21 protein-coding genes and 1 other RNA gene are annotated in these 25077 nt (G+C 37.0%); 2 read left to right on the forward strand and 20 right to left on the reverse strand.

Going from position 1 to position 25077, the window contains the following annotated elements; all coding sequences use genetic code 11:
• Positions 1-37: 37 nt before the first annotated feature.
• From RUH95_RS00960 to RUH95_RS01005, 10 genes are all read right to left on the reverse strand, one after another.
• A complete protein-coding gene (locus RUH95_RS00960; RefSeq protein ID WP_313890944.1) occupies positions 38-1543 on the reverse strand; it encodes a carboxypeptidase M32 in 1506 nt (501 codons plus the stop codon).
• A gap of 29 nt (positions 1544-1572) precedes the next feature.
• Positions 1573-3474: an ATP-dependent DNA helicase gene (locus tag RUH95_RS00965; RefSeq protein ID WP_313890945.1), complete on the reverse strand. Its 1902-nt coding sequence runs from the start codon at positions 3472-3474 to the stop codon at positions 1573-1575.
• Positions 3475-3748: 274 nt separating this feature from the next.
• Positions 3749-4876 carry a THUMP domain-containing class I SAM-dependent RNA methyltransferase gene (locus RUH95_RS00970; protein ID WP_313890946.1) on the reverse strand — a complete coding sequence of 376 codons (1128 nt, stop codon included), beginning with the start codon at positions 4874-4876 and terminating at the stop codon, positions 3749-3751.
• Entirely contained in the window at positions 4876-6603 is a 1728-nt protein-coding gene (locus RUH95_RS00975; RefSeq protein WP_313890947.1) for a putative bifunctional diguanylate cyclase/phosphodiesterase, read from the reverse strand. The genes RUH95_RS00970 and RUH95_RS00975 overlap by 1 nt, the downstream gene beginning before the upstream one ends.
• A 90-nt stretch (positions 6604-6693) precedes the next feature.
• Positions 6694-7077, reverse strand: an RNA gene (rnpB, locus tag RUH95_RS00980) — RNase P RNA component class B.
• 63 nt (positions 7078-7140) lie between these two features.
• On the reverse strand, positions 7141-7434 hold the full coding sequence (gpsB, locus tag RUH95_RS00985; protein ID WP_313890948.1) for a cell division regulator GpsB: 294 nt from the start codon (positions 7432-7434) through the stop codon (positions 7141-7143).
• A 70-nt stretch (positions 7435-7504) separates the two neighbouring features.
• Positions 7505-8800, reverse strand: coding sequence for a ribonuclease H-like domain-containing protein (locus tag RUH95_RS00990; protein WP_313890949.1), 1296 nt, complete (start codon positions 8798-8800; stop codon positions 7505-7507).
• The gene (locus RUH95_RS00995) at positions 8790-11075 is read right to left on the reverse strand and encodes a DEAD/DEAH box helicase (RefSeq protein WP_313890950.1); all 2286 of its coding nucleotides are present in this window, start codon (positions 11073-11075) and stop codon (positions 8790-8792) included. The genes RUH95_RS00990 and RUH95_RS00995 overlap by 11 nt, the downstream gene beginning before the upstream one ends.
• Positions 11062-11430, reverse strand: a complete 369-nt coding sequence (locus RUH95_RS01000; RefSeq protein WP_313890951.1) for a YppE family protein — start codon at positions 11428-11430, stop codon at positions 11062-11064. Before RUH95_RS01000 ends, RUH95_RS00995 begins: the two co-directional genes overlap by 14 nt.
• 73 nt (positions 11431-11503) lie before the next feature.
• The gene (locus RUH95_RS01005; RefSeq protein ID WP_313890952.1) at positions 11504-11659 is read right to left on the reverse strand and encodes a hypothetical protein; all 156 of its coding nucleotides are present in this window, start codon (positions 11657-11659) and stop codon (positions 11504-11506) included.
• Between the two features lie 945 nt (positions 11660-12604).
• Here RUH95_RS01005 and recU point away from each other — a divergent pair.
• Positions 12605-13204, forward strand: a complete 600-nt coding sequence (gene recU, locus RUH95_RS01010; protein ID WP_397469466.1) for a Holliday junction resolvase RecU — start codon at positions 12605-12607, stop codon at positions 13202-13204.
• A gap of 21 nt (positions 13205-13225) precedes the next feature.
• Positions 13226-15847, forward strand: a complete 2622-nt coding sequence (locus tag RUH95_RS01015) for a PBP1A family penicillin-binding protein (protein WP_313890953.1) — start codon at positions 13226-13228, stop codon at positions 15845-15847.
• 34 nt (positions 15848-15881) lie between these two features.
• Here the strand turns inward: RUH95_RS01015 and RUH95_RS01020 are convergent, their stop codons facing one another.
• The 10 genes from RUH95_RS01020 to panB all read right to left on the reverse strand — a co-directional run bounded on the left by RUH95_RS01020 (position 15882) and on the right by panB (position 24908).
• The gene (locus tag RUH95_RS01020) at positions 15882-16238 is read right to left on the reverse strand and encodes a YpoC family protein (RefSeq protein WP_313890954.1); all 357 of its coding nucleotides are present in this window, start codon (positions 16236-16238) and stop codon (positions 15882-15884) included.
• On the reverse strand, positions 16225-16881 hold the full coding sequence (nth, locus tag RUH95_RS01025; RefSeq protein ID WP_313890955.1) for an endonuclease III: 657 nt from the start codon (positions 16879-16881) through the stop codon (positions 16225-16227). Before nth ends, RUH95_RS01020 begins: the two co-directional genes overlap by 14 nt.
• A gap of 11 nt (positions 16882-16892) precedes the next feature.
• On the reverse strand, positions 16893-17600 hold the full coding sequence (locus RUH95_RS01030; RefSeq protein ID WP_313890956.1) for a DnaD domain protein: 708 nt from the start codon (positions 17598-17600) through the stop codon (positions 16893-16895).
• A 232-nt stretch (positions 17601-17832) separates the two neighbouring features.
• Positions 17833-19128, reverse strand: a complete 1296-nt coding sequence (gene asnS / locus RUH95_RS01035) for an asparagine--tRNA ligase (protein WP_313890957.1) — start codon at positions 19126-19128, stop codon at positions 17833-17835.
• A 39-nt stretch (positions 19129-19167) separates the two neighbouring features.
• Positions 19168-19656 (reverse strand): cell wall elongation regulator TseB-like domain-containing protein, encoded by a 489-nt coding sequence (locus RUH95_RS01040; protein ID WP_313890958.1) that lies wholly within the window; start codon positions 19654-19656, stop codon positions 19168-19170.
• 3 nt (positions 19657-19659) lie between these two features.
• Positions 19660-19830, reverse strand: a complete 171-nt coding sequence (locus RUH95_RS01045; RefSeq protein ID WP_313890959.1) for a YpmA family protein — start codon at positions 19828-19830, stop codon at positions 19660-19662.
• A 28-nt stretch (positions 19831-19858) separates the two neighbouring features.
• Entirely contained in the window at positions 19859-22618 is a 2760-nt protein-coding gene (dinG, locus tag RUH95_RS01050) for an ATP-dependent DNA helicase DinG (protein WP_313890960.1), read from the reverse strand.
• A 225-nt stretch (positions 22619-22843) separates the two neighbouring features.
• Complete coding sequence (panD, locus tag RUH95_RS01055; protein WP_313890961.1) at positions 22844-23227, reverse strand: aspartate 1-decarboxylase; 384 nt, start codon at positions 23225-23227, stop codon at positions 22844-22846.
• A gap of 3 nt (positions 23228-23230) precedes the next feature.
• Positions 23231-24076, reverse strand: coding sequence for a pantoate--beta-alanine ligase (panC, locus tag RUH95_RS01060; RefSeq protein WP_313890962.1), 846 nt, complete (start codon positions 24074-24076; stop codon positions 23231-23233).
• The gene (gene panB / locus RUH95_RS01065; protein WP_313890963.1) at positions 24054-24908 is read right to left on the reverse strand and encodes a 3-methyl-2-oxobutanoate hydroxymethyltransferase; all 855 of its coding nucleotides are present in this window, start codon (positions 24906-24908) and stop codon (positions 24054-24056) included. The genes panC and panB overlap by 23 nt, the downstream gene beginning before the upstream one ends.
• Positions 24909-25077: the final 169 nt, after the last annotated feature.

Here is a 25077-nt window from a genome sequence, read left to right on the forward strand (position 1 = left end):
GGACTAAGCAAAGTAGCCTAGTCCCCTTTTTCCTTTATTAAAGCTGATAAATCTTCGTATACTTCTCTTCTAAGTAATCAGCAAGATAATTTCCGTTTAAGCCTTCTCCAGTTGCAGCCGTCAAAATTTCTAAAGGCTTTTTAAGAGCGCCATATTGATGAACATTTTGAGTTAACCAGCTCTTTATCGGAGACAAATCACCCTGCCCAAACAAATCATCAAATTGCGGAATATCTTTTAACATCGCAGCTTTCAACTGTGAAGCATACATATAACCTAATGCATACGATGGGAAATACCCAAAGCTTGCCCCTGCCCAGTGAACATCTTGCAGAACTCCTTCTGCGTCGTTTCCTGGAGTCACACCTAAATATTCTTCATACTTCGCATTCCAAATAGCCGGTAAGTCCTCTACTTGTAAATCACCATTAAACAACCCTTTTTCAATCTCATAACGAATCATAATATGAAGTGCATATGTTAACTCATCCGCTTCAATTCGTATTAAAGAAGGCTTTACTTCATTAATTGCACGTAAAAAATCTTCCAGCGATACATTACCGAATTGTTCAGGAGAATAACTTTGCAATTTTGCATAGTTTTGCTCCCAGAACTTTGGATGGCGTCCTACAAAGTTTTCATAAAATAGGGATTGTGATTCATGGATACCCATGGAAGCACCATTAGCTAAAGGTGTACCTGTTAGCTCTTCTCCAACATTTTGATCATACATTGCATGACCACACTCATGAATCGTACCGAAAACTGCTGATCGGAAATCCGACTCATCGTATTTCGTTGTAATACGAACATCTCCACCATTTAAACGAGTTTCAAACGGATGAACGGTTTCATCTAATCTACCAGCGTCAAAATCATAACCTAGCTGCTTTAAAATTTCTAAACTAAAAGCTTCTTGACCCGCTTTATCGAAATGCTTAAACAAAAAGTCCGTTTTCGGCTGGTTTGGTGATTCTGTAATCTTTTTCAATAAAGGAACGATTCTACTTCTTAATTCGCCAAAAACTTTATCCAATACCTCTGTCGTCATACCAGGCTCGTATTGGTCTAAAAGGACATTATAAGGATTGCCGTCTTTTACGCCCCAATAAATAACGAATTTCTTGAGTGTATCAACCATCTCTTTTAAGTATGGCATGAACAGTGCCCAATCATTGTTATCTTTCGCTTCTTCCCAAACAGATTCTGATTTGGATTGAAGTATAACGAATTTTTTATATTCTTCAGCAGGGATTTTTTTGCTCATATCATACTCTTTTTTCACTTCTTCAAATGTACGTTTCGTTACGATATCTACAGATCCAAGTGTTGGTTCTAATTCGTCTAATAACTGCTTCAATTCATCCGAAGTAGATAAATTAAATACATCTGTAGCAAGAACCCCTACTACTTCTGAACGTTGATCTATCCCTTTTTTAGGTGCACCAGTACGCATATCCCAATATAAAACCCCTAATGCTTCTTGATATGCGCCAATTTTCTTCACATAATCTAAAAACTGCTGTTCAATTGCCAATGTCATTTCCCCCTTTTCAAATTAATCGTACCATATTAGTTATTAATTTGAGTAGGTAAAATTGCACTAAAGCGATTTTCTAGCGCTGCTTCTTCCGGGTTCAATAAAAGATGTATTTCCCCATGATCATTCGATGTTCTAATTAGTCTTCCAATACCTTGTTGAAGTCGTAAAAGCATAAACGGCAACTCTACTTCTTCAAAAGCATTATTGGAGAATTTTCGTTTTGCATCGAATAACGGGTCTACTGGAGGGAACGGTAAATCATAAATAATCACTCGTGTTAAAGCATTTTCAGGAAGATCTAAACCTTCCCATAAATGATAAGAACAAAGCGTTTTGAACGCACCATTTTGGAATTCTTTCACGATTGTAGAAAGTTCACGATCTCCTTCAAAAACAATTCCTTCTGTAGAGAAAGTAGACAAACGGAACTGTTCCATTGCTGCTTTAGATTTAAATAGTATTAATGTTTGTTGCTCATCTTCTAGTAATTCTAATACACGCTCATTTTTATCTGTTTGCTCAATTGGATGAGCTTTTATTTTCATCACTTCTTCATAATCAAATGGAGATGCTACTGAAAACGATTGGAAATCATCAATTCCTAAAGAATCAGCAATATAAGTGAAATCTTTTTCTATTGCTAATGTAGCAGAAGAGAAAACGATTGGCAATTTAGTTGTAAATAGTTTTTCTTGTAAAATATCTGTTACAAGACGTGGCATAATAATGAGTGTTTCATGACCATCTATAATTTCAAGCCACTCTACACCATCCCCTTTTTCAGTAAATAAACGTAGGGAGAAAGCATATTGCTCTAAAAATTCTTCGACCATTCGTAGTTCGTACTCAGGAATCGTATATAATTCTGATTCGAAAACAAATTCTTCTAATAAGTCATCTGTTATACGAATAGCTTTTTTACAACTTTGCGTAAGTGTATCCGACTTTTCAATCGCCATACGTTCGCTTTCATCAGAGCTGCTATTTTTTCTGAGTAAACCGAAAATTTCATCATGCACTTCTTGTAAAATTTCCATTAGATTCAATGTTTTTTCACGCACACCATCTACCATTACTCGTTCTAGTAAGCGCACTAATGTCTCACTTTGTATTTCATATGTGAGTGCTTTTTGAGCAGCAAATTCCAATAAATGCCCTTCATCCAGAACAATCATAGAAACTTCCGGTAATAGTGGTAATTGACCTTCACGTACACGTGATTCCTTCGTCCAAATATGCTCCATTAAAAACTCATGCGAACATATGATGAGGTCTGTAGACTCTCGGTAGTTTTGACGATGAATGGTTTGACCACAACGGTTTCGAACGTCACATACCATACATTGTTGTGTTGGATGATAATTCACTTTTTGCCAATCTTCATCACTCACACCTGGATATTGGCTACGCTCACCGTATGGGTAAATTTTTTGAAGGGAAGAATGACTATATACAAAATCAGGAACTTGATCTTCTATTTCTTCTAAGAAATAATCATTATCTCCGTCTTTTTGTGCTTCCTCTAATCGTTTTAAACATAAATATTGATCGCGGGATTTAGCTAATCGCACATCAATTTTTACATCTAAGTAATTTTGCAGTTTAAAAATGTCTCCTGCTTCTTTCACTAATTGCTCGATTAGTGTTTCATCTGCACATGCGATTAACACTGGCTTCCCAGTATATCTAGCATAAGAAATCGATGGCAATAAATAGGCAATCGTCTTACCAGTACCTACTCCAGCCTCAGCAAATAACACGCTTTTTTCTTTCAATGCATTCTCAATTTGATAAGCCATAAAGATTTGCTCATCTCGACATTCAAATCCTTTTTCCGGTAATTCATCATATAATACGTCTCCCATCCAATCCCCTAGAGATTCGAAAAAAGAACGGTCTTTTGATAGTTGAAAAGGTAGATCTTGCTTCATATACTAACTCCTCCAAAATAATAGGACGGAAAGGAGGATCTCCTTTCCGTCAGACTGTTGAGAAACGCTTTCATTCTTCGATGCTCCTCCAGTTACTCGTCGCATTAAAGAACGTTTGCTGGCACATCATTGTAAGCTCATGAACCATAAGTTCAATTCACTTCCGCCTCGTTGCTCCTGCGATTACTCGTCGCAGAAAAGAACACTGCTGGCGCGCCTCGACTGACAAGCGTTTCCATTCAGTCTGAGGTACCCACTCCTATTTATACTTATTTTAAGAACGCTTGCCCCAGAATTGGTAAAGATCCGTGCGAATAAATCCGTTGAATAATTTACGCTTTTTCGTTGTACGTTTACCATAAAGCTCTTCGAAATTTTCCATAGAAGAAAGCATATAAACAGACCATGTTGGATAATTTCTCATAAGATTTCCTAAATCTATAATGACTTGCTCAACTTCTTCAATTTCTCCAATACGTTCCCCATACGGCGGATTTCCTATCATTACACCGTCTGTTAACGTCGTCGTAAAATCACTAGCTTGCATTTGTTTAAAAGTTATTAAATCTCCAAAACCTGCTTCAAAAGCATTTTGCTCTGCAACTTGAATCATTTTAGGATCAATATCTGATCCAATAATCTGAAGTTCTTGATCGTAATTAGCAAGCTCTTCTGCTTCATTTCGAACGTCATCCCAAACTGCTTTTGGCATCCATGACCATGCTTCACTATGAAAATCACGGTTATAACCCGGAGCGATATTTTGGCCAATCATTGCTGCTTCAATTGCTATTGTACCCGAACCACAAAATGGGTCTACAAATGGGCGATCTGGATTCCATTTTGACACTTTTACAAGAGCTGCTGCAAGTGTTTCTTTTAACGGTGCTTCCCCTTGCTCTTGACGGTATCCACGTTTATGAAGACCTGCTCCACTTGTATCAAGTGTAATTGTTGCGATATCTTTTAAAATACTGATTTCAAGCTTATACGTAGCACCTGATTCATCCAAAAATCCGATTCGTTTATATGCTAATTTCAAACGCTCTACAATTGCTTTCTTCACAATGGCTTGGCAATCTGGCACACTAAACAAAGTAGATTTAACCGATTTTCCTTGTACAGGAAAAGCTGCATCCACAGGTAAAAACATTTCCCATTGAATTGCTTTCGTTTTCTCAAATAATTGATCAAACGTTTTTACAGGAAATTGCGCTACTACAATTTTCACGCGATCTGCTACTCGAAGCCAAATATTTGCGCGAGCAATTGCTCTTTCATCGCCTTCAAAGTAAACTTTCCCATTTTCAGTCGTTGTTTCATATCCTAAAGCTTTTACTTCATCCGCAACAATTCCTTCTAAACCCATTGCGGACGTTGCTACTAATTTAAATGTTGTCATTAGACATTCCTTTCTTGCTTATGAATTTCCCAAAGTTCTAGAAAATCCAATAGCTCTGTACTCGGAAGCGGCTTGCTATAATAGTATCCTTGGATAATATCGCAACCCATCTCCTTTAAAAGTTTCATCTGTTCTTTTGTTTCTACGCCTTCTGCCACTACTTTAATATGCAATCGATGTGCCATCAAAATAATGCTGTCTACGATTGCTTGCTTGTCTTTTAAAGATACTATGTGTTTAATAAAACTACTATCAATTTTTAAATAGTTTAAAGGAAATCTGTTCAAATAGCTTAAAGAAGAATAACCAGTTCCAAAATCATCTATTGATATTTTAAAGCCTAAGTTTTTTAATTTCGTTAACTTTGTCACGACTTCTTCTGAATCTTTCATCACAGTTCGTTCGGTTAACTCCAACTCAATTTGGTTAGGACTACAATTATATTGCCCAATAATTGTATTTATTCGCTCAAGAAAATCATCTTGTTGAAAATGTAAGGAGGCAATATTGATAGAAACTTGTAATTTATCTATCCCCTTGTTTCTCCACTCTACAATATCCAAGCATACTTTTTCGATAATCACTTCACTTAGCGGAATGATCAAGCCTGTATCTTCGGCATGTGGGATAAATTCAGCTGGCGAAACAAAGCCCAACTTGTCATTTGTCCATCTGACAAGTGCTTCTACACCAATGATCGTACCATTAGTAATGCATATTTTAGGCTGATAATGAATGATAAACTCTTTTTTTTGTATTGCTTTTCTAAGCTCTCCTTCTAACACTAAAAGCCGCTTCGAATCTCTTTTTAGTTCGTCAAAATAAAAAGCATATTGGTTTCGCCCATTTTGTTTCGCAAAATACATCGCCTTATCTGCTTTATGAACTAATTGGTCTACTTCTATTCCATCTTGCGGATAAATACTAATTCCTATACTTGATGTAATATAAATTTCATTGCCATCAATATAAAATGGCTTATTTAATAATTTTATAATATCTTTTGCAAAATGAGCTGCTTCTTTTTGATGCCCTACATTACTCATTGTCAATAAAAACTCATCGCCACCGTACCTAGCAAAAATATCATGCTCTCGGACAATCGTACTAATTCGATTACTAACTTCGATTAGTATCATATCTCCAAGTTCATTGCCTAATGTTTCATTGATCTGTTTAAAACGATCGAGATCGATAAAAAGTACAGCATGCTGAGATTTTTCATCATGAGAAAGCTGAAGTAAATCGGTTAGTAAGTCATTGAACGAATTACGATTCGATAGATTGGTTAAAGAATCGGTTACTGCAAGCTCTTCTAATTCTTTTTCTACTACTTTCTCGTTAGAAATATCCGTAAAGACACCGAAATAGTTCGTTATTTCCCCGTTGTCATTTAAAATGCTCGCTATCGTAAGAACTTCAGGATAAATTTCTCCGTTTTTTCTTTTATTCCAAATCTCGCCTCGCCAAACACCTTTTTCTCTAATAATATTCCACATGTCTTTGTAAAACGTTTCACCTTGTTTTCCAGATTGAAGAATTCGAGGAGTATTCCCTCGAACTTCTTCCATTGAGTAACCTGTCACCTTTTCAAAGGCAGAATTGACAAGTGAAATACGCTTTTTTTCATCTGTAATCATAATACCTTCTGTAGTTGAATGGAAAACTTCTTCAACTAGTTTATTTGGATACAAATGAAATTGCTTAGGTTTTTGCTTGTTATCCACTTTCCATACCCTGCCTTTTTTATATGTAAGAATAGAAAAGCCCTCCGAGATTGGAGAGCTTTTTAAATATTAAATATAGCCACTCATACATTCAATAAGCCATGTTTTGTTTCCACAGTACTCAAACGGCGCTTAGCCTCGTACCTTGTGGACAGCAATCATCTATCTACAGAATTACTTCTGTTCTTCTATCCGTTCATTTCCTTCAAGAAGATGCCCCTACCATAATTTGGGTTTCTCACTCATGGGGTTTACCTCGTTCCACCTGTATAGTTTCCTATACAGCTCCGTCACTGTGGCACTTTCAGAGATTGTCAGCCATATCCTAAGACTTAGGCCTTCATCCCGCCGTCAGCTATAAATAGCTGCCTTAGTTTATTTTTTCACTAAGCACGAACACTACATTCATCTCAGAATTGTGTGAGCATGGACTTTCCTCTACAATGTCTAGCATCGCAGCGATTGCCCGAATATATAAGTGGTACTATTAGTATATACGATGCATGTATTAGTTACAATGTTTGTGAATTAATATAATTATTCGTACAATTTACTTCCAAAAACATGTTTCTCTAAATGAGACAGTCTTTTTAAAATATCAAAGTTAGTAGCACCAACTTGTGGAGCTGCTTGCGTTCTTTTCGGAGCTTCTGCAAGTTCCTCTTTTAGTTGCTTATTTTCTAATTGAAGTTGCGCAACTTTTTTTTCATATGCTTCATAATCTTGAATAATATCATCTAAAAAAATGTCTACTTCTTCTTGATTATAGCCTCTTAAGCCTGTTTTAAATTCTTTTTCTAATATAGCTGAAGCTTTTAATTTAAATTCCATCTTTAATCTTCCTTCCATCTACATTTCGCTAAACGTATTATAGCATAATAATGTCGAATAATGGAGTAATTTAAGGCAACAAAACACGCTTTTTGTTAAGTTGTGCGGTTTCCCAGGAAATATTTCTTTTTCGAATTATTCTTTCTTTTCTCTTTTGAAGTTGCTTTTTTACGGCCATTTCTTTCGCTTTGGATAGCATATTGCTTGCACTATCTACATATTCTATACATTCTTGCGTCATTTCAAGCGCAGCATCAAAATCTTTTTGCTGATGCTCAAACAGTTTTGCAAGCTCAATATAAACTTCTACTCGATATTTCCCTATTATTTCTTTTAATGACTCTCGGAAAGCATGTAAACTTTCATCGACTAATTTATTTCTCTTTAAGTGGATTCCTAAAAAATAATAGGCAAGGCTAACTTCCTCGTTTTCAAAATGATCCACTACAAATCGAAACCAATCCACACTTGTTTCGGTTGTTTTTAAATCTTGAAACCATTTCCCAATATTCGTATACGTAGTTGCAGATTCGACTACTTCTTTATCACTCAAAAGCTCAACCGTTAAAATATACAGTGCCGCTAGTGATAAAATATCCCACTCATTATGTGTTAATATTTTCATCAAATTTGTCGGGTTGCCATGCTTCAATGCATCAAAATAAATAATTGGTGCTAAATGACCTGGAATATCATTTTTTCTCACAAAAGCAAGTTTTTCTTCCTCCACTTGCTTTAGTTTAAATCGCTCCATATCACCCTTCCAAACACGTTTAGATGAATGCATCAAATCAATTTGCCGATGCTGCTTGAGTGGAGGAATCGTCTTTCGATTCATCGTCCATCTTGACTCTAGCTGTGGAAGATCAAAACTTTTTCCATTGTACGTAAGCATTGTTTGAGAAACTCGCCAAAAGTCGGTTGCAAATAAAAATGCTGCTTCTTGACCTGGATCTGCTAAAACATGTTGCGTTAAAAGAAAGCCATTGTCTACTTTCTTTAACACTCCATTTAAAAAAATGAGCACTCCGGCCCCTTTTAACCCAGTCGTTTCCGTATCATAAAAACAAAATGCACTCTCTGGTGTAATTGTTAAAGGATGCTCTGGATAATTTTGTTGCATAAAAGTGATCGCTTTTTGCAATTTATGTAGGGCAACATTGCCATGTATATGCTGCTCATCGTAAAAAGTTTCCTTCACAAATAAAAAGCCGTGCTCATTTTTTATTAACTTTAATCCGGCCGCTTCCCAAGATTCCGTGTAAAAAGGCAGTTTATCTTCTTTTATTTCTTTCGTTGGCTGTTCTTTTGCAACCTCTTTTTTTACGAGTCCCTTCATTTGCATTAACTTTTTTTCATAAGACATTTTCTTTTACCTGCAAATAATGAAGTAGTTTGATCACTTCGATTTTCAAATTCAATGTAGCATCCTGTGCACCGATACATGCTGGACACCCAGAAGAACACGGACAACTTTCCACTTGTTCGGAAACTTTCGGGACTAGCTCATTCCAAAGATCAAACATTCTTTCAGACAAGCCAATACCACCTGGATAGCTGTCGTATATATAAAATGTAGGTTTTTCACCAGCAATCGATTTCACTTGCGGTACAACATGAATGTCTTTTGCATCACAATGAATGAATAACGGGATAAATGCATGCAATGCATAGGCTACACCTGTCATTGCATCCGACAGCAAAGTATCTGTCCAATCACCTGGCTTATCAAAACAAAACCAAGTAGAGGATGTATGCAATTCCACTGGAGGTAAATGAATTTTACCGGAGCCTATATTATCGTGCGTATCAAATTTGATTTTTTTGAAAATCGTTGGCTGAGCTAGCACAATAATATCGCCGTATTGCAAAGTACCGATTTTAGCGTCTCCCGCCTTATCTTCACTCAACACTTTTAACTCGATCGCAATGTTCGCATCTGTAAAATAATCCACATCTACTTCCCGAACAAACGCTTTTTTCTCTTCCCAATCAAGCGTCTCCACTTGAAATTGCGTTCCTTGATGTAAATAAATGGCCTCTTCGTGCAGCAAAGTCATTGCACTATATTGGTCCATCTCTCCAATAACTCTCGTTTTCGTTGGTACTGACATATCAATAATGACGACATTTTCCTGCGATGCAGAACGTAAGCTAATATTACTAGCAGGAAAGCTTTCAGACATCCAATGCCATTTGTCGACCGTTTTCAATAAAACCCCTTCACTTTCTAAAAACTCAAGCAGTTCCTGAACAGAAAACTCCGCATACGAATCAACCGCTGTGAAAGGCAATTCAAAAGCAGCACATTTCAAATGATCCATTAAAATAATCATATTATCTGGATGAATTCTCACTTCTTCGGGAGATTGACCTAAAAAATAAGAAGGGTGATTCACTACGTATTGATCAAGGGCAGTCGATTGTGCAACATAAATAATAAGCGCTTCATCTTGCCTTCTCCCAGCCCTTCCAGCCTGTTGCCATACACTCGCAATATTACCTGGATATCCCGTCATAATACACGCTTGCAGCTGTCCGATATCGACACCTAACTCTAATGCATTCGTACTTACAACAGTCCGAATAACACCATCTCTTAACCCTTTTTCGATTGATCTTCTTTCCGACGGCAAATAGCCACCTCGGTACCCACGAATCGACTGATCGTTTATCTTTTTACTTACGAGCGCTTGTAAATAAGTAACGAGCATTTCCACTCGCACTCTACTTTTTGCAAACACAATCGTTTGAATTCCGTTCACGTATAACTCTTGGGCTATATCCCTTACTTCTAAAATGGCACTTCGCCTAACATTAAACACTGGATGCACAATAGGAGGATTGTAGAAAACAAAATGTTTTTTCCCAGCAGGTGCTCCATTTTCATCGATTAATTCGTGGGATTCATTTGTTAATGTTTCTGCTAATTCTTTTGGATTTTTGATCGTAGCAGAAGTACAAATGAACTGAGGATTGCTCCCATAAAATGCACAAATTCGTTTCAAGCGTCTAATAACATGTGCTACATGACTTCCAAAAACACCTTTATATGTATGTATTTCATCAATTACAATAAATTTCAAGTTTTCGAATAGCGAAACCCATTTCGTATGATGGGGCAAAATTCCTGAGTGAAGCATATCTGGGTTTGTTAAAACAATATGACCGGACTTCCTTACTTTTTGCCTAATTCCCGGTTCGGTGTCCCCATCATATGTGTAGCTTAATATTTCCTCCTCACTGTTTTCGATTAATTGTTCTAAATCACTTTTTTGGTCTTGCGCTAATGCTTTTGTTGGAAATAAATAAATGGCTCGTGAGGTGGGGTCGTCTAATATCGATTGAAGAACCGGAAGATGATAGCATAATGATTTTCCAGATGCAGTAGGAGTAATTGTCGTATACGATTTTCCAGACATAGCACTATCAAAAGCTTGTCTTTGGTGCACGTATAACTTCTCCACCCCCTTTTTTACTAATGCCTTTTTTATAGATAGGTGCATGTTTTCTGGAAACGAAGCATATTTCGCTTTCTTTTCATCCGTTGTATGCACATGTACAATGCTTTTATTCCTATTTTTATCTAGCTTCCAATCCTCTAACAACTGTTGAATCATTTTTTGCTTAAGCAAGTTCATCCCCTACTTCCTTAATCGCTTGAATAATCGTTTCTAATGTATATTTCGATGAATGAATCGACTTCAAAAATCTTTTTTTGCTCGTGCCTTTATAATAAGATTGAACGATAAATTGCTTCATCGATTCGATCAAAGAGTCTACTTGACTTGGGTGTACATATTTAGGTCGCTTTACTTGAATCCATACTCGAATAAGACTTTCCCACTCTTGTAATAGCTCATCTATTGCGTAAGCATGAGGCTTCACATCTTGAAAAAAGTCGGGGTCTTTGTCTTCTGCTCTAAATTTTTCAAAACGGATAATACATTGATCGCATTCCGCTAGTAGTTGCTTACTTAGTTGTAATAATGACAAAATAATCCCTCGCATTCTAGTAATAGTTTAACAAAATCTATTGCATATTACTAGTTTTACGAACGTACATTCCTTACATTTTGTTTTCCAACTTTTCTAGCTTTGCTAATAAATGAAAAGAGCTCTTACTAAAGTTTTCTTCAAATTTATCCTGTTCATCGTTTAGTCTATTTTCAAGTAAATGCTCTAGTAGTTCCAATTGGTCAATAAGTCGTTCAATTTTGTTCATCAAATATTCCCCCTTTGTAATAGATAATGTACCTTATTTTTCACCAATCTCCGTCCGTCCCGACAAAGGTTCTATCCTTCAGACAAAACTAGTTAGCTGTCGACAAAAACATACGGAAACAATGTTTAGTTCATTTTTTAGGTAAAGTACGTCTTAACGGTAGTTTCCGCTAGGATTTACGCTGCAGGGAGGACGCTTTCCGTGGGGCGGGCGGTGAGCCTCCTCGGTCGCTATCGCGCCACTGCGGGGTCTCACCTGTCCCGCTTAATCCCACTGGAGTCGCCTCCCTTTCGCTTCAAACCATTAGGGTTACTTAGCTAGAATGAAAGCCTTATTTTTGCAAGAAGAATGTTGAGCAAAATAGACCTTCTTAACGAACAGCTACTATACCTTTGCATTAGGCAATAAGTGTTTTGCTATTTATATAGGTTAGTAATCATGGCAGCACCATTTCATAAAATGTAGAACATTCGATCTTGCAAGTAACGAAGAATTTGTCATTTACACTTGTTAGATACTTTTAGCTTCTCATTTTCTGCACTGCTTATTTAGTAGAGGTTTTAGGGTATTTTAGCAAATTTTCACAAGCAATATTCCTAGTTGGAAGAGCATTCATTCGCTCTCACTTTCTAAGAAATAGTTCCTCCATTCTAAATAAGTAGCATTCTCCATTAGATTGGAGCGAAAGGGGTGGCGACTCCAGCGGGAAAAGCGTTAGTCGAAGACCCTGGACTGAGCGCATGCGAAGGAAGCGGCTGAGGCAACGCCCGCGGAAAGCGTCCACCCCTGTAGCGAAAATCTCTGCGGAAACGACGCACTTTTCTTACAATACGATAGAAAGCTTAGCTAAATACATTTATGACAATTAAGTAGTATGAAACTAAATTGCCCCCCTTTGCGTCTAATTAATCTGTGATAAACTAATAGCATAAAGAGGTGAGCTACTTGGCTATTCATTATCCAAATGGAAAAGTATACAACCCACAACCAAAGACATTAGCCGTGAAAAAAAAGAATTACTCTTTTAGTAATCGAGGAAAAACATTAGAAGATGAGCTGAGCGAGGCAAATGACTATTACCTTGCAAACGACATTGCAGTTATTTATAAAAAGCCCATTCCAATACAAATTGTCAAAGTCGACTACCCAAATAGAAGTGGGGCTGTAATTAGAGAAGCATACTACCGAACTCCTTCAACAACAGACTTCAATGGAGTCTATCAAGGTAAATATATTGACTTTGAAGCAAAAGAAACGGAAAATAAAACTTCCTTTCCATTAAAAAATGTTCATCTGCATCAAGTAGAACATATGCGAAAAGTGTCCATTCAGCATGGAATAAGTTTTTTACTAGTGCGTTTTTCTGCTTTTGATCGATATTTTTATTTACCTTTTGAACAATTACATGTTTTTTGGGATAGAATGCAAACAGGAGGAAGAAAATCTATTGCTTTAGCTGAATTTGAAGAGCATGCAATTGAAATTACTCCAAAATATGCGCCAAGAATTGATTATTTACAAATAGTTAATGACTTGAACGGATAAAGTGAAAGTGAGGGAATGTTTATGAGTGAGCAAAAAAGAACTCGTGAACAACGAAGAAAAGAATTACAAAAAACGAAACAACCAAAAAAACCAATCAAACTATGGATCAAACGAATTTTCATTTCGCTTATTATACTAGGATTTGTAGTAGCAATCGCAGGAGGTGCGCTATTCACCTATTACGCAAGTTCTGCTCCAGAATTAGATGAAACATCTTTAAAAGACCCAATTAGTCCAAAACTTTTAGATGCAAATGGAGACATTTTTGCAACAGTTGGTGCAGAGAGCAGAGAATATATTCCATACGATCAAATACCACAGCAAATGGAAGATGCAATACTTGCTACCGAGGATGTTCGTTTCTATGATCATATGGGAGTCGATTTCTTACGACTAGGAAAAGCAGTACTTGCAAACTTTACGAGCGGATTTGGTTCACAAGGGGCTAGTACGCTCACGCAACAGGTTATTAAAAACTCATTTTTAACGAATGAAAAGACATTGAAACGTAAAGCACAAGAAGCATATCTTTCTGTTCAATTAGAACGTAAATATGAAAAAGAAGACATTTTTGAAATGTATTTTAATAAAGTATTAATGTCAGGTAGAATTTATGGCTTCGGAACTGCAGCACAACATTTTTATGGCAAAGAATTAAAAGACTTAACATTGGATCAATATGCTGTACTTGCGGGTATGCCACAAAGTCCAAATAACTATAATCCATTTAAAAATCCAGAGCTTGCAGAAAAACGTAGAAATGTCGTTCTTCATCTAATGAACTTACACGGCAAAATTACAGAAGAACAAATGAAAACAGCTCAAGCAATCCCAGTAGAAGACTCTCTACTTCCCGAAGACAAACGTGTTTCTAGACAAAACTCAAAATACGATGCGTTTATCGATATCGTACTAGATGAGCTTGAAAAAGAAGGCGATGGAGATGCACTTTCAGAAGGAATTACTATTTATACAACGCTTCAACCAAATGCACAACAACAAGTAGAAGCTACATTAAATTCAGATATGTTCCCTACGGAAGACATTCAGTCAGCTGTAGCTGTTATTGATACCAAAACAGGAGCAATTGCTGCTGTTGGTGGTGGACGTAATTATGGGGCTGATCGCGGCTTTAACTTTGCGCAAGATATGAAATCTCGATCACCCGGATCTGCGATTAAACCATTACTCGATTATGGTCCAGCTGTTGAGTTTTTAAATTGGTCAACTGGTCAAACGATCATAGATGAAGAAATTACGTACACTAACTCTAAACAAGTAGTTCGTAACTTCAGTGGGAAATATAAAGGCGCAATGACAATGCGCGAAGCTTTATACAACTCTCAAAACGTGCCTGCTGTTAAAACGCTAAGAGAAGTTGGCACAAAAAATGCGAAAGAATTTATGAATCGTTTTGGGATTGATATCGGTGATGTGACGGAAAGTAGTGCAATCGGGGGTACTTCAAAATCACTATCCCCTATTCAAATGGCCGGCGCATACGCTGCATTTGGAAACAATGGTATTCACACAGAGCCATACGCAATTAATAAAATTGTTTATCGTGATGGAAAAACAACAAAAAATTATCGTCCTGAGCAAAAAGCAGTGATGAAAGATTCAACTGCTTATATCGTTACAGATGTCCTACGTGATGTATTAACAAAAGGAACTGCAAAAACAGCAGCTATCAAAGGCTTGGATATTGCTGGTAAATCGGGTACATCTAACTATGATTCCAAACAAATTGCTGAATGGAATCTACCTAAAAGTGCATTCCCAGATGTTTGGTTTGCTGGTTACACAACGAACTATTCCATTGCTGTTTGGGCTGGATATCCAAAGCCAAAAACACCAATGACAACGAATGAAGAACGATATTTACCGCAAAAGATTTTTAAACAAGTAATGGCAAGTATTTCAAGTGATATAGCGACAGAAAAGTTTAAAAAACCTAATTCAGTAGTAGAAGCAACAATTGAAAAAGGAACAGATCCACTTCAATTAGCAAGTGAATTTACACCAGAAGAATTAAAACGCACGGAACTATTTGTAAAAGGAACAGAGCCAACATCGGTGTCAGATAAGTATGAAAAGCTGGAATTGAATGCTCCAACTAATCTTACAATTGGTGTGGATGAAATTACATCGAGTGCAACGCTTGCTTGGGAATTTGAAAAACCTGAAAAGCAAGATGTCGAAGTGCAATTTGAAGTTTCTGTAACCATTGACAATGGACCAAGCGAAATTCTTCAAACGACAAACCAGATGGGATTAATCGTGCAAAGCTTACTTCCTGGAAGCACGTATGTCTTCTCTGTTACTGCAGTTTCAGAAGATGTCCGAAGTGAAACTATTTCTAAGTCGGTCACATTAGAAGCAATAGTGGATGAGGATCTTGAAATAATGCCTCCACTAGATGAAAATAATGGGAACGGTAATGGAAACAACAATGGAAATGGCAATAACAACGGAAACGGAAATGGGAATGGGAACAACAATGGAAATGGAAATAACAACGGGAACGGTAATAATGGTGAAGGTGAATTCAATCCGGTAGAACCCCCATTTGAACCGACACCTCCAGAAGAGGTAACACCTCCAGAGGATACTACAACAAATGAAGACGGTTCAACACCATAGTAAAAGCCTCCAAATCTTAGGATTTGGAGGCTTTTTATAATGATTCAGTAGCTTGTGCGCGTTCCATTACACGCTTTCTCGCAATAATCTTTTTCGTTTCTTTAAAAAGCTCATCTAACTGACGAAATGCAGCATAGTTCCCGCTATTACTTAATACGAATTCATAACGTTCCGAAACATTAAGCGGTGAAACTGTAGATTGAGCTATCTCTTCTCTTTGGAAAGTAATTTCTTCCACTTTCACTAAAATCGACTCAAATAGCTGAATCCCCAAAGACATCAGCTCTATTTTGGATTCACTTTTATGTTTAAAAAGCTCTGTTAATTGATGCTGTAACTGCTCCCACTGCGCAAACTCTTCATCAAAATTTACATCTTTAAACTTCCACACTATTTTTCGTCCTTTTTTTACCTTCTCTACAAACCGATAAGAGTGGGCATTCAGGGCAGTTTGGATTTTGCGCTTTACAATGATAGCGTCCAAAGAAAATAAGTTGATGATGTGCTTTAGACCATAACTCAATCGGTGTTTTTTTCATTAACGTTTCTTCTACTTGAAGAACCGAATCTTTCCATCTACATAACCCAAGCCTTTTCGATACTCGATCTACATGCGTATCTACCGCTATTGCTGGTATATCAAACGCTACAGATACAACAACATTAGCTGTTTTTCTTCCAACTCCAGGAAACGTCGTTAGTAAATCTCTATTCGCAGGAACTTCCCCGCCGTATAACTCAATTAATTGTTCGCTTAAACCTTGAATGTTTTTAGCTTTATTGCGATATAGCCCAATGGAACGAATATCAGTTTGTAACTCTTCCAAAGAAACAGCTAAATAATCCTCTGGTTTCGTATACTTCTGAAACAAATCTTTCGTCACTTTGTTCACTAATACATCTGTACACTGTGCAGATAATAAAGTCGCAACAAGCAATTCAAATGGATTTTTATGAACTAACTCACAATGAGCGTCTGGAAACATTCTTTCCATTTCGTCTAAGCAATAATGCCACTGTGCTTTTGTAAGCATTGATTTCCCCCCTACTCTCTCTCCTCCAGCCAATTATAAAAAGGAACTTTCGAAGTGTTTGCTTGTTCAGGTTCTTTTTGGACAGGAATAGCTTGTCTAAAATTAGATGATTGCTTTTCAGCTGCTTCCACCGTTTTAATATTTTTCTTTTTCCATTCAAATAAAATACGATCGATGTATCGTAAACTTAGCTTTTGTGACAGTACAGCTTCTTTTAATGCTAATCGAATTAATGAGGTGGAATGATGATCTTGGTCAAACCACATACCAATTGTTTCATATTCCATCGGAGACAATAATCGTCCAAACTCTTGCTCAAAAAGTTTGTAAATGTCTCCTTCTTCCGCTTTCAGTAGCTGATCATCCACACTATTTTCTTCTTGCTCTACAACATCTAATAGCAAATTCCACAAATGATGGAATGCATAGTATTCATATCGTACACCTTCATCTGTAACATGCTGCTCTATTTGAACAAATCCCTTTTGAACAAGACGTTGTAATATCGTCACGACTTTATTTTCATTGAAATGCGTTCGTTCTACTAGGTTTTGAGGTGTTGGAAAACGATTACCGCCTTCACCGTATGCGATTAAATGTAGCAATAAGATTGCTTCTTCATCTTTTACATTAATTTTTTTGTAATAGCTAAAAAAAAGCTGGGAAATGGTTACATTTCCCTGCTCTGTCCAAATGCGGAGTCGATCTTGATTTTGCATACTCGTACTCCCCTTTTTTAATATAATAGAAAGTATAATCTTTCCTATTCAGTAATTGTCTAGCTCCAGCGCCTAGCTCCTCGGGGTCAAATCTGAAAAGATGCTCCTGCGGTTACTCGTCGCAGAAAGATTTTGCTCCTGCGGTTACTCGTCGCAGAAAGATTTTGCTCCTCCGATTACTCGTCGCAGAAGAACGTGCCTTACGGGGCAGACATAGGCGCTTACGCATTTCTTATGGATATAATCTGTTCAATAAACGTGGGAATGGAATTGCTTCACGCACATGCTCTGCTCCACTAAACCATGCAACTGTACGTTCTAAGCCAAGTCCGAAACCTGAATGAGGAACAGAACCTTGTCTACGTAATTCTAAATACCAAGCATAAGCTGACTCATCTAATTTATGTTCTTCTAAACGTTGTTTTAATAAATCATAATCATGAATACGCTCTGATCCACCAATAATTTCTCCGTAACCTTCTGGTGCGATTAAATCTGCACATAATACAACGTCTTCTCTGTCTGGATGTGGTTGCATATAGAATGGTTTAATACCTGTTGGGTAATGTGTGATGAAAACAGGCATATCATAGCTTTCAGCAATTGCTGTTTCATGAGGAGAACCAAAGTCATCGCCCCACTGAATATCGTCGAAGCCTTTTTCATGTAAAAACTTAATCGCATCATCGTATGAAATACGTGGGAATGGTGCTTTAATGTTTTCTAATTTCGAGATATCACGGCCAAGACGCTCTAATTCTAATGTACAATTTTTCACTACAGCTTGTGCGATAAACGATACATATTGTTCTTGGACTTCTAAGTTTTCTTCGAATTCTACGAAAGCCATCTCTGGTTCAATCATCCAAAACTCAATTAAATGGCGACGAGTTTTCGATTTTTCTGCACGGAAAGTTGGTCCGAAAGAAAATACTTTTCCAAGAGCCATTGCAGATGCTTCCATGTACAATTGACCCGATTGAGAAAGGTATGCATCCTCATCAAAATATTTTGTATGGAATAATTCAGACGTTCCTTCTGGAGAAGAACCTGTTAATATTGGTGGATCCATTTTCACGAAGCCATTATCGTTGAAAAACTCATATGTTGCACGAATAATTTCGTTACGAATTTTCATAACTGCATGCTGTTTTCTTGAACGTAACCATAAATGACGGTTGTCCATTAAAAACTCTGTACCATGCTCTTTTGGTGTAATTGGAAAGTCCACAGCTGCATGAAGTACTTCTATTTCTTTCACTTGTAATTCATAACCGAAAGAAGATCTTTCGTCTGTAATTACTTCTGCGATAACATACATAGATGTTTCTTGCGTTAAGCCCTTAGCAGTTTGGAAAATTTCTTCTCCTACTTCTTCTTTTACTACAACGCCTTGGACAAATCCTGAACCGTCACGTAATTGTAAAAAAGCAATCTTACCACTTGAGCGTTTATTTGCTAACCAAGCACCAAGTTTTACTGTTTCGCCAACATGGTTCGCTAAGTCTTTTATCATAATTTTTTTCATAGAGTCCTCCAAAAAGTTTAAAGTTTATTGTATGTAGCATTACAAATTAGAAATCCGTTTCCACCAATCCCCGTTATTAAATAAAATATAGACATAACTGAGGTTATCGGATTTGTTAACATACGAAATTTCCCATACTGGGCCTACTTCTTCCACACCTAATTTGGCGTGAAGCAGCTTACTATTTTTTTCATCTTTCATCGCCAGTCCAATTGCTTGCTCTGCGGATATTCCATCTTGAAGATTTACTTCCATAATTGATTCTTCCGATTTTTTGTCCGGAATAAAAAACGCTTTTTCTACTCCATCTTTCGTCGAACCGATAACCGTATGAAAGGTTTGAGAACTATTGTATACATAAGAATCATCCACTTTTGTTAATAGATTATTTTTTAATACGTATGTCTCAGCATCTTTGCTAGCAGTGTGAAATGGTGATTTTGCTTGAAAATAAATAAGTAAACTTAGAATGGCCGCTAAGCTAACAACGAATACGACGATGAATATTAACCATCTTTTTAAAATCATTCGCTATGTCCTATAAATCGTGAACACTGCTTTTTCTTGGTCTTTCTTATCTAATGCTAATCCAAACATTAAATCGTCTTCTTTTAAAGTGCGATTTAGCATGTCTACAATTTTATATAAGTCAGCTTGATAACCTAGTGTAACAGTGGACAGCACTTCAATTTTATTTTCCATAATAATACCCGCTTTCTATAACTCATACTTAATCAGTATACCAATTTTCAAGCTCTAAGACCATATTTTCTAACGATACTTTCTTAATAGGAATATTAGGAATTGCCTGTAAAAAGTCATTTCCATACGACTTCGTTTCAATTCTTCTATCTAACACGATAAATGCCCCTTTATCGGAAGAAGAACGGATCAATCGACCGAATCCTTGTCTAAACCGAAGAACTGCCTCGGGTAATGAATACGCGCTAAACGGATTTTGTCCATTTTTAGTTAGTAACTCTGCTCGTTTTTTAAACAAAGGATCATCTGGGGAAGAAAACGGCAGTCTAACTAATACGATGACTGACAGCGAATCACCAGGTACATCTACGCCTTCCCAGAAGCTATTCGTTCCGAACAAAACAGATTTAGAAAAACGTTGGAATGATTTCAATAATCTCATTCTACTTCCCGAAGTCATCCCTTGCGCAAATAACATATAATCTTCCAGTAAGTTCGTTTCTTGTATGAGATCTACTGTTTTTCGTAACATATCTTGAGATGTAAATAAAACAAAGCACCGGCCTTCTGTTACTAATACCGTCTGCACAATTGCTTCTGCGACTGCTTCAATATAATCATTTTGAGAAACTTGTTGAATATCCGGCATATCATTGACGATGAAAAGCTCTGCACCATTATAATAATCAGCCCCAGCTTTATATTGAGAAATAGGGATAGATTCAGGTAATCCTAGTTGAGAAACGATAAAATGGCGATTCGACGGTACTGTTAATGTTCCAGAAGTCCAAATAATTGCTCCTTCTTCTCTTAAAGGCTGCAGAGCATGATTAATTTCATCTTGAAAATTCAGCGGCCTTTTAATAATTTGAAGGCTTCCTGGAATGCTCCTCGAATCTAGCTCTAGCCATTTCGCTTCGATTTCTTCCTCTTGCAAAAATATTTCGTCCCATTCACTCACTTTAATCTCAAGTTCTCTCAGCCAATAATACCATTCCTGTAAAAGAAGAGGAGCATGCTTTTCCATCGCATTTTTCGTATAAGGCGAATGAACAATAGACTTCGCTGACAAAATAAATGTTTGAATGGCATTTGCAACAACTCTAAACATATCTTCCGGTAGCATTAATTCCTCCAAAGGAATTGTTCGCTTCGTATTTCGTGAACGAGAAGAAACGATTTGTTGTGCAGTTGAAGTAATATGAGAAACTGCTTGATCAAATGCATTCACAGCGTCCACAAATTGCTTTTCAAGACGTACTTGTAAAGGATATGGAATATGCAATAAAGAAAGCTGCCCTAATAGTTGATCTGTATCTAATGTACCGAACTGACCAAGTACATATTTCCATGTTGTATACGAAAAAACTCGCTCTTTTCTAGACATGCTAGCATGGATAAATTGATGTGCTTCATCAATAATTGTCGCACATCCATTTGAAAGTAAACGAATTTCTCTATCTTGATCTGCCAGTATCATTGCGTGATTAGTCACTAGCACATCGCAATTTTTACTTCTTACAAGTGCTCTTTCATAAAAATCAATGTCTTCCAGTTCATTTGTTTGAGAACGTTCTGTTCGTCTAATTTTATCGATAAATAGCTGACCACCACCGGAAACATTTAACTCCGTTAAGTCTCCTTCATTCGTCATCGTCAACCAAACTAAAATTTGCATAATCGTAAATGTTTCATCATACGATTCATCTTCTAATTGCATATGCTGCCAGAATCGATATAAATCAATGTAGTGGCTCATCCCTTTTAGCTTAGCAACGCGTGTTTGAAAGCCAAGTAGCTCATTTAACTTCGGTATTTCTTCCAGCACTAATTGATCGATTAAATGCGTTGTATATGTACTAATTATGACGGGCTTTTGCTTTTCAATTGCATAAATCGTCGCTGGCAATAAATACCCTAATGTTTTCCCGATTCCTGTTTCCGCTTCACAAACTGCTTCACTTTTACCTTGCAATGCATAGTGAATCGTATCCATTAACTCGAATTGGCCTTGTCGTTCTTCAAACTTCGGAAGATTTTGCTGGAATAAGTCCAATTTTACTTCCCTTTGAACAGGATATTTCAACTCACCCGCATACGCCTTGTTGTTTTCTACTTCCTGCTTTAGTGGAATCGTACGGAAAACAGGATACTCTCCTGCGTCATACTCTTTCCTCTTCAGCGTTAACACGTCAAAGAAAAGTAATGATAAGTTCGATTTTAACTGGAAGGATCTTTTGTGTAATAGTTCAATTGTTTTGAGAGGAAGCTTACTTAATTGCTCCGCACACTTCAAAAACAAATGCGCCGTTGCTAATGCATCGTCATCTGCTCGATGTGCCGTTTGCAATTCGATTTGCAACTCAGAGGCAATATCCTGAAGCTTGTAGCTATAAACATTTGGAAACATGAGCTTCGAAAACTCAACCGTATCCATTGTTTTACAAACTAATTTCGGAAGACCCACTCTTCGTAGTTCGCCTTGCAAAAAAGAAAGGTCAAAATGAATGTTATGCGCAATAAAAATATGATCCTGTAGCATATCTAAAATTTTTGAACCCACTTGTTCAAATAACGGAGCATCTTTTACATCGTCGTCTTTTATTTTTGTTAAATCCTGAATGAAAAAAGGAATTTTTTTCTCTGGATTTATAAAAGTAGAATACGTATTCACGATTTGGTTCTTTTCAACAAATACAATTGCAAGTTGAATAATTCGGTCACCATTTGAAGATGAATGGCCTGTTGTTTCAATATCCACAACTGCATATTTATGATTTTCCAACATTCCTCAACTCACAGTCTTCATTTATAAAAAATTGTTCTTCTCTTTGATTCTCTGCTTAAAATTGTACCACATTCTTCTAAGAGATAGGAAGTTCCCTGTGTCGGACACAACTTATAAACAATTCAGAATAGTGTTTGGTTTGTTTCTGTCACAGGGTCATTTTAGAAAAAAAAGACCGTAAACAACTCAAATTTCTGAGTTTGTTTACAGTCTAAGTTCCTCCATCTATAAAACCGTTGCTTCTGGCTCATAATGAATTATTTGCTTAATCGTATTATCTTCATTCATAATCGCCACAGTAGGTTCATGTGATTTTGCTTCCTCATTCATCACATAAGCATAAGAGATAATAATGACTATATCGCCTCTTTGGACAAGTCGAGCTGCTGCTCCATTTACACAAATTACACCACTGCCTCTTGCACCAGCAATAATATACGTTTCAAAACGTGCACCGTTGTTATTGTTAACAATATGCACTTTTTCATTTGGTAGCATGCCAACCGCATCTAAAATATCTTGATCGATTGTAATACTTCCAACATAATTTAAGTCTGCTTCCGTTACAACTGCACGATGGATTTTCCCGTTTAACATCATTCGTAGCATGATTTACACTTCCTTTACGTTCACAATAATATTGTCTATCAATCTAGCTTTTTCAAAAAACACGGCCGTTGCAAATAAAATTTGCTCTGTATGATTAGAAATTGGTTGTAAATCTGGATAAGACAATGCTTCAAAATAGTCTATCTTTCCAGAAGTATTACTTTCAATTAAAAGCCTCGCTTTGCTTATTGCCTCTTCGACACTATTTGTTTGCTCCCATACTTCCATCGCACTACTAAGCGCTTTGTACAAATGTGTTGCCTCTGCTCTTTCTGCATCACTTAAAAACACATTTCGAGAGCTTTTTGCAAGACCATCTATTTCCCGAACTGTAGGAACTCGAATGATCTCTACAGGGAAATTATACGCTTGCACAAACGTTTCGATAATTGCTAGCTGCTGTGCGTCCTTTTGTCCAAAATAAACTCTTGTAGGCTGGACAATATGGAACAATTTCGTAATAACTTTTAAAACACCATCAAAATGTCCTGGTCTACTTTCTCCACATAACTTTGTAGAAAGCGTTCCAGCATGTATCGTAATACCACTTTCAAACGGATACATTTCTTCAGCTGTTGGAGCGAAAAGTACATCTACCCCTTCTGCTGTCGCTAATTCTGTATCTTTTTCTATATCGCGTGGATATCTATCTAAATCTTCATTTGGACCGAACTGTGCTGGGTTTACAAAAATGCTCATCACGACAACATCATTTTCAAGTCTAGCCTTTTTTAATAAAGTCAGATGACCTTCATGTAAATAGCCCATTGTTGGTACAAAACCGATTGATTTGTTTTTATTATTTTGTAAAAAATGTTGTAATTCATTAATTGTTTGAATTGTCTTCATAGTTGCCCCCGTAAAGCTGTTGTAGTTGATCTTCTTTCATCGTAAACGAATGCTGTTCCGCTGGAAAAGTCTCATTTTTCACATCTTGCACATATTGGGCTATGCCGTTTGCTATAGCGCTTCCAACATTTGCGAACTCATGCACGAATTTTGGAATATGATGCGTTCCGAATTTGACCATGTCATGAAATACTAACACTTGCCCGTCTGCACTTACCCCAGCTCCAATTCCAATTGTAGGAATCATTAAACGTTCCGAAACTTTTTCTGTCAGTTGATATGGAATACATTCAAGTACGACAGCACAAGCTCCTGCTTGCTCACATTTAATCGCATCTTCTATTAACTTTTCAGCTGCTTCAGCAGTTTTCCCTTGCACTTTATAGCCACCTAGTACTCCTGCTGATTGTGGAAGAAGTCCTAAATGTGCGACTACTGGTATTCCCGCTGATGTTAATTTTTTTATAACAGGTACTACGTCATCTGCGCCTTCTACTTTTACTGCCTCTGCATTTGTTTGTTGCATAATCATTAGTGCGTTTGCAAGTGCTTGATCGAGTGAGCCATGATAAGTTCCAAAAGGCATATCCACGATTAAAAATGTGTTCGGTGCGCCTCTTCTTGCAGCTTTCCCGTGATGAATCATATCATCAAGCGTAACTTGCATCGTAGAGTTATACCCAAGCACGACCATACCAAGCGAGTCACCAACTAAAATCATATCTACTTCAGCTTCTTCAGCAAATTTTGCCGTTGGGTAATCATAAGCCGTTATCATCGTAATTTTTTCTTTTTCTTGCTTCATGTTTACAAAACTACTTGTTGTTTTCAACTGTACCACTCCTCTTTTTTTAGAGGAGAAAACCGAAAAAAACCCTTCTATTCCTAAAATGGACAGAAGGGCAGAAAATGTATAAGTAGGTTTTCTCCGTCCCTGTCATTCGTAGATCAAGGCAGACTATTCAATTAAAAAAATATTTGTTTCAGGTGCAGTTCTTAAA

It is taken from the genome of Psychrobacillus sp., from assembly GCF_032154225.1.
Lineage (GTDB): Bacteria > Bacillota > Bacilli > Bacillales_A > Planococcaceae > Psychrobacillus.

What these genes read in the sequence shown, in the direction of transcription:
- asnS (WP_313890957.1), bottom strand. Translation starts at nt 19,128, where the DNA reads ATGAAAAAAATTATGATAAAAGACTTAGCGAACCATGTTGGCGAAACA.
- RUH95_RS01015 (WP_313890953.1), top strand. Translation starts at nt 13,226, where the DNA reads ATGAGTGAGCAAAAAAGAACTCGTGAACAACGAAGAAAAGAATTACAA.
- dinG (WP_313890960.1), bottom strand. Translation starts at nt 22,618, where the DNA reads ATGTTGGAAAATCATAAATATGCAGTTGTGGATATTGAAACAACAGGC.
- RUH95_RS00990 (WP_313890949.1), bottom strand. Translation starts at nt 8,800, where the DNA reads ATGTCTTATGAAAAAAAGTTAATGCAAATGAAGGGACTCGTAAAAAAA.
- RUH95_RS00970 (WP_313890946.1), bottom strand. Translation starts at nt 4,876, where the DNA reads ATGACAACATTTAAATTAGTAGCAACGTCCGCAATGGGTTTAGAAGGA.
- panC (WP_313890962.1), bottom strand. Translation starts at nt 24,076, where the DNA reads ATGAAGACAATTCAAACAATTAATGAATTACAACATTTTTTACAAAAT.
- RUH95_RS00995 (WP_313890950.1), bottom strand. Translation starts at nt 11,075, where the DNA reads ATGAACTTGCTTAAGCAAAAAATGATTCAACAGTTGTTAGAGGATTGG.
- RUH95_RS01030 (WP_313890956.1), bottom strand. Translation starts at nt 17,600, where the DNA reads ATGCAAAATCAAGATCGACTCCGCATTTGGACAGAGCAGGGAAATGTA.
- gpsB (WP_313890948.1), bottom strand. Translation starts at nt 7,434, where the DNA reads ATGGAATTTAAATTAAAAGCTTCAGCTATATTAGAAAAAGAATTTAAA.
- RUH95_RS01045 (WP_313890959.1), bottom strand. Translation starts at nt 19,830, where the DNA reads ATGGAAAATAAAATTGAAGTGCTGTCCACTGTTACACTAGGTTATCAA.
- RUH95_RS00960 (WP_313890944.1), bottom strand. Translation starts at nt 1,543, where the DNA reads ATGACATTGGCAATTGAACAGCAGTTTTTAGATTATGTGAAGAAAATT.
- panD (WP_313890961.1), bottom strand. Translation starts at nt 23,227, where the DNA reads ATGCTACGAATGATGTTAAACGGGAAAATCCATCGTGCAGTTGTAACG.
- RUH95_RS01005 (WP_313890952.1), bottom strand. Translation starts at nt 11,659, where the DNA reads ATGAACAAAATTGAACGACTTATTGACCAATTGGAACTACTAGAGCAT.
- RUH95_RS00965 (WP_313890945.1), bottom strand. Translation starts at nt 3,474, where the DNA reads ATGAAGCAAGATCTACCTTTTCAACTATCAAAAGACCGTTCTTTTTTC.
- nth (WP_313890955.1), bottom strand. Translation starts at nt 16,881, where the DNA reads ATGCTTACAAAAGCACAGTGGCATTATTGCTTAGACGAAATGGAAAGA.
- RUH95_RS01040 (WP_313890958.1), bottom strand. Translation starts at nt 19,656, where the DNA reads ATGATTTTAAAAAGATGGTTAATATTCATCGTCGTATTCGTTGTTAGC.